The sequence below is a fragment of the Butyrivibrio sp. genome, from assembly GCF_024699075.1.
Map to the genome: position 1 here is coordinate 1 of NZ_JAILQF010000149.1, position 5339 is coordinate 5339.

A 5339-nucleotide genomic window follows, 5' to 3' on the forward strand; every position below is an offset into this window, starting at 1 on the left:
CGCAAAAAACGCTGCTGTTTCCATTTCAACCGTTATACATCCCTCATTTCTTCTTAGCTCAATCATTTCGGGGGTTTCTCTGTACATAGCGTCTGTTGTCCATGTTTTCCCTGTTGTATAAGGTATCCCTAATTTTTCCAACCCAGAAATAACATAATCTGTAGTTTCTTTATGACATTCCACTTCACGGGAAGGTTCTAAATAATGATAAGACGTTCCCTCATCTCTAACAGCAGCAACAGGAACAATTATCTCCCCTACTTTCCATCCGAAAGTATCAACTCTGCCCTGCCTATAAAATGCATTTAACATATCAAGACATTCTCCGATGCTGACATCATCATGATACAGAATTCTCGGCCGTCCTTGTGAGTTCTTTTCATTTAGTCCGGCTTCCACATGCGTGTGACCATTGTTGTTGTGCGATTAACTTTCGATAACACACTATAACACCTTATGGGCAATCGAACTGTTGAAATTTTTTTTATCGATACCGATCTGTGAACTTCTTAAATTTCAGCTGTCGCCGATTCAAGTAAACTGATAGTTTTTTTATCAAGATTGATCTCACATTCTATCCCTAAAGGCAGGATTCCGGTAGGAACAGCGTGACCTATGTTTACATTGTAGATGACTGGCAGGGATTGACAGTTAAACTCATTTAATATACTCCGGTATACTTCTTTATACTCCTCATAGAACTGTTCGTCCTGAGGTTTTCCAACGACAATGCCCCTGATCCGATTCAGTATTCCCTGCGCGCCAAGGTTCCTCAGATAATACGTTATCAGATCGGGACTTGGCTTTTCTTCGCTTGTTTCAACAAGAAGTATTTTATCCTTCCATTCATTGCGCTTGGGCCATACTTCCGTTCCTACAATCATCGGAAATACATCCAGGCAGCCACCTAATAATTCTCCGGTGATAATTCCTCGACCCGACAACACTTCATAATGATGCTCCTCAGGACGTGTTTTCTTTTTCACATTCACATTTTCTTCTGACCATGACACATGATCGTCTGACCAGTATTCGCAGGAAGTAATCTTATATCCGTTTGAATCTTCGAATAATAAACTCTTAACCGATTTCTCCGTGTAGTCAAACATCTGAACATATTCACCGAATTCGGCCATAACAGATGGACCATAATAGGAAACCACTCCGGCTTTGTTCATCATAAAATGTGTGACTGTAGTATCTGAATATCCCATAAAGATCTTAGGATTGTTCCTTATGATCTTATAGTCAATATATGGCAATAATCTTACGGAATCATCGCCTCCTATAGCACAGAAAATCCCCTTAATGGATGGATCTGAAAATGCATCCATCAAGTCTTTTGCCCGAAGCTCCGGATGAGCATATACAAACTCGCTCCCCTTAAGAGCGTGCGGCATTGCAACAACATTTAAACCAAAGTCGCACTCCAAACGCTCTTTAGCAATATCATATTTGTGGATAAGCTTAGCGTCACCCAGCCCACCCCATGACAGGCTTACGATGGCTATCTTATCTCCCTTTTTTAATCTTTTCGGTTTTATCACAATAGTCACCTCTGTTGATTGTTCTAATCATTAATCGCTTTGTCTTGATCTTCATTTTCTTCTGCCTTCCCTGTAAAAAAAGAAACCAAGATTGATCCGGACTTCCCTCCGCCCTACTCCCGTTTCTGTTTTTTTCACTTCGTCCATCTCAGCAATCTGCTTGATGTATGAGCTGAGGAAGACTCCAGGAGCAAAACTGTTTACATCAAGCATATTAATATCCCAATTCTGCTTATTTATCTTTTTCTAACACACCAGATTACATTTTTGGCAGATCCTTCGCTACTTTCTTTCTGATAGCCGCCATATACATTTACTATCTCATATCCGGTAAGTTTCAATAAATACTCCATTTCCTGGCGGTAGGTCTGTCTCATTTTAAGAGGGCGAACTCGTTCTTCGATAACTGCTCCGTTTTCATCAAGAGTTTCGAACTTCCAGTTACCACTCATGATCTGTGTATATGGATCATATGTAATAGCATTATATATCTTTTCACGATTTCCTTGCTTATTAGTATACTCAAGTCGCAGGGAGTAATCTGTATCCTTCGTATTCATCTGCTCTGCCTGGAAGATAGGATTCGGATCAAATGTATTGAAAGTAAGCATGCCTCCATCCACAAGATTCTCACGGATATTTAAAAGCGCTTCACGCTGAAGCTCAGGTGTCAGAAGATGCATGAAACCGCTTCTAGCTATAATTGCGCAAGAATACTTCCTGTTGCTTCTAAACTCGGTCATATTAGCTGGGAAGATGTTGAGGTTATATCCCTTAGCTTTGGTCTTATCATTAGCGACTTGGCACATAGCTTCTGAAAGATCCGTTCCATCTGCCATGATCCCGTGATCTGCAAGATATAAAAGGACTGCACCAGTTCCGCATGCTATATCAATAACTCCATCCTTACCATACTCTTTGGCAAAATCAAGATAGAAATCCTTAAATCCAGAGTGATTATCAACATCTTTATACATCACATCCAAATACAGGTCATAGTTTTCTGCCACATCTTTAAAATCATGTAAATCCATCAATAATCTCCTTTTTCAACACTCTTTTCTATACTCATTCAGAAATGCTTCCATGAACGCATGGCGCTCACTGGCTATATCAGCTGCTACCTCAGTATTCATCAAATCTTTCAGAAGTAAAAGCTTATCATCAAAATGTTTTAATGAATCTTCCAAAGACCTGTCATGCTTTCCGCCATACGCAAATGTTCTTGCTATTCCTATAGCTCCAATTGCATCGAGCCTGTCCGCATCCTGTACTATTTTCCCTTCCAGTGTCTTAGGCACCTTGTCCTTATTATGACTAAAGGATACTCCATTTATAATATCCACTATCCATTCTATGGTTTCAACCTGAATATCCTGACCTTCCAAAAAAATTCTCGCATTCTGATTGTTCTTGGTATTAAAAAGTTTGTGATCATCGACATCATGAAGAATAGCTGCCAAAGAGATCACAAACAAGTCCGCTTCCTGATACTTAGAACTAATAGAAAGGGCATTGTGATAAACCCTTAGAGAATGGTCTGTATCATGTCCGTCCGAATTATTATCGAATACTTTCTGTATATATTTAATTGCATTGCTAATAATCGTTTTTTTAGCATCGTCACTCAACATTTACTTCTCCACGAAAGATTACTGATACATGAGTAATCTTGTTGTCCGGATCCGGGTATTCCTTCTCAAAATGCATTCCAATAGATTCTGCAGTCTTATAAGAACCGATATTTGTATATTTGCAATATGAATAGAGTGCAGGATAATCCGTGTTAGCAAAAGCCCAGTCTCGTACAGCAGCTGCTGCTTCCTTAGCATAACCTTTACGCTGATGATCTGCGCGAATGTGATAACCAATCTCAGGGAGCATCTCTCCCTCAATATTCTGAAGTGTCAATCCACAATCGCCAATCATCTCTCTAGTATCTTTCAAACATACAGCCCACAGTCCAAAACCGTTATCATGATATCGGTTCATATTTCTTTCAATCCAATCTCTGACTCTTTTCTCATCAAAAGTATATGGATAATGCTGCATGATGTCCCTATCAGCGAGGACTTTGTATAATGCATCAAAATCATCAATATTCATTTCTCTAAGAAGCAATCTGTCTGTTTCCAATATAATTCTTTGTTCCACTTAAGTCTCTCCTATTGTTAGTGTATATATATCTGATTCAAAGGTAGCACTACCATCATTCTTGGTATATGAGGAACTGTGATCATACACCATACCCAGCTTCTCCATAACCTTTCTGCTGCCTATGTTTTCTTTTGCACATTCCCCTTCAAAGGTGTGTGCTCCATATACTTTTACAGCATGTTCCATTAGTGCGCTCATGCCTTCTACTGCGTATCCTTTCCCCCAGTCATCATATCTGTTGACATAGGACAAGGACCAGACATCTCTTTCAACATCATGATTAAGAGCGTATATTCCTACCGCATGTCCATCCTCTTTTTCAGACACCAGCATCAGTATATTAACTTTGGAAGTTGGGTCCTTTTTGGGAAGCCATACTAGTGGCTCTTCCGGAGTTTTACATGCAGAGCCAAGTAAATATTTATAGACTCTCTCATCCATATCCCAAGCTGCCATAACCTTGTAATCCTCAGGTATCAAACGCCTCATTTTAAGTCTTTTAGATTCAACAACTTCTTGAGTTTTCGCAAGTTCCCAAACTTCGCGGCATCTGGTTATTGATTCGCCTTCAGCTATTCTTTTTTCAACAATATCTCTTACTTCTGCACACCAAGAGTTGGTCTTAGCAATGTCAGAACAAAGCTGATCAAGTATAAGATCACATTCTGCCAGTGCATCCGCATATTGTCCGTCAGACAACTCTCCTTTGTCATGCGCAGCATCAAGCTCATCACGATCATCGATCTTGACATCACCTTCCGGTGTAAAGATCACATCAAGGTACTTATCTATGAAAAAAGCTATTCCATCTTCATCATAATCAATGCCCTCTATGATATCCACATACCAGATGGAAGGGCGATACTTAGCGCAAAAGTTCTTTGGATAATTCACTCTTTCTTCATCATGAGTATTATCAGGAAAATACTTTACTGTGATAACTCTTTTGGCGTTATCAGGGATCAGCTCAAGCCATGTCATACCTTCCCCTGTAACCTGGATTCTTCCTGCCTTTGGAGTCTCCCAATAGTTAGCTTCTCCATCAGTAAATCTGATAAGACATGCCAGACCATGAAAGCATTCGCAATCAATCCTCATCTGATAATAAGGATAATACTGAAATCCCCAGCCATCTCTGTTAAGTCTCTTATGCTTCATTATTCTCCCCCTAAAAACCTGTCTTATTTATTTTACTAAAACCATACATTCATTAGAATAGATAAATCCACACTTAGCGTATAAAGCACGTCCATCTTCTGTAGCATCCAAACTTATTTCTGTTGCGCCTTTATTCCAGGCTTCATCTATAAGCATGGACACCATCTTCATTCCAATTCCCTGCCTGCGATAATCCTTTGCAGTATAAACATTCATCAAATGGGCACGTTTACCCGTTGGGTGTGAAAAGGTTGGCATGAGCGTGATATAACACATAGTTGCACAACCCGCAACCCTGTCTCCATCTAAGGCAAGTACTGTAGTCTGCTGTCCATCAAGAAAAAAGCTTCTACTGTTTTCAACAAAGCTTTGGGAGTACTGGTAGTCCGGATCAAGGGAGTTGACCTCCTTAAGCATCTCCAGCCTGCTACTCATCATGTATTCAATATCGTCATTGGTCGCTATTCTTATTTCCAT

General features: G+C 39.9%; 8 protein-coding genes. All 8 read right to left on the reverse strand.

What is annotated here, in order from left to right; all coding sequences use genetic code 11:
* Nucleotides 1–312, reverse strand: a 312-nt coding sequence (locus K6G87_RS05850) for a phosphorylase family protein (protein ID WP_442863363.1), incomplete at its 3' end; no start/stop codon positions are given.
* Nucleotides 313–509: 197 nt separating this feature from the next.
* Complete coding sequence (locus K6G87_RS05855; protein ID WP_330669775.1) at nucleotides 510–1547, reverse strand: S66 family peptidase; 1038 nt, start codon at nucleotides 1545–1547, stop codon at nucleotides 510–512.
* Nucleotides 1548–1598: 51 nt separating this feature from the next.
* On the reverse strand, nucleotides 1599–1760 hold the full coding sequence (locus K6G87_RS05860) for a hypothetical protein (protein WP_296834903.1): 162 nt from the start codon (nucleotides 1758–1760) through the stop codon (nucleotides 1599–1601).
* Between the two features lie 23 nt (nucleotides 1761–1783).
* Nucleotides 1784–2581 (reverse strand): class I SAM-dependent methyltransferase, encoded by a 798-nt coding sequence (locus K6G87_RS05865; RefSeq protein WP_296834905.1) that lies wholly within the window; start codon nucleotides 2579–2581, stop codon nucleotides 1784–1786.
* Nucleotides 2582–2596: 15 nt separating this feature from the next.
* A complete protein-coding gene (locus tag K6G87_RS05870) occupies nucleotides 2597–3181 on the reverse strand; it encodes an HD domain-containing protein (protein ID WP_296834907.1) in 585 nt (194 codons plus the stop codon).
* Nucleotides 3171–3701: a GNAT family N-acetyltransferase gene (locus K6G87_RS05875; RefSeq protein ID WP_022758099.1), complete on the reverse strand. Its 531-nt coding sequence runs from the start codon at nucleotides 3699–3701 to the stop codon at nucleotides 3171–3173. Before K6G87_RS05875 ends, K6G87_RS05870 begins: the two co-directional genes overlap by 11 nt.
* Entirely contained in the window at nucleotides 3702–4862 is a 1161-nt protein-coding gene (locus tag K6G87_RS05880; protein WP_296834909.1) for a GNAT family N-acetyltransferase, read from the reverse strand.
* 27 nt (nucleotides 4863–4889) lie between these two features.
* The coding region (locus tag K6G87_RS05885; protein WP_296834911.1) for a GNAT family N-acetyltransferase at nucleotides 4890–5339 on the reverse strand (450 nt) is incomplete at its 5' end.

Excerpts from the sequence above, each read along its gene's own strand:
- K6G87_RS05860 (WP_296834903.1), bottom strand. The coding sequence starts at position 1,760 with ATGCTTGATGTAAACAGTTTTGCTCCTGGAGTCTTCCTCAGCTCATAC.
- K6G87_RS05865 (WP_296834905.1), bottom strand. The coding sequence starts at position 2,581 with ATGGATTTACATGATTTTAAAGATGTGGCAGAAAACTATGACCTGTAT.
- K6G87_RS05870 (WP_296834907.1), bottom strand. The coding sequence starts at position 3,181 with ATGTTGAGTGACGATGCTAAAAAAACGATTATTAGCAATGCAATTAAA.
- K6G87_RS05880 (WP_296834909.1), bottom strand. The coding sequence starts at position 4,862 with ATGAAGCATAAGAGACTTAACAGAGATGGCTGGGGATTTCAGTATTAT.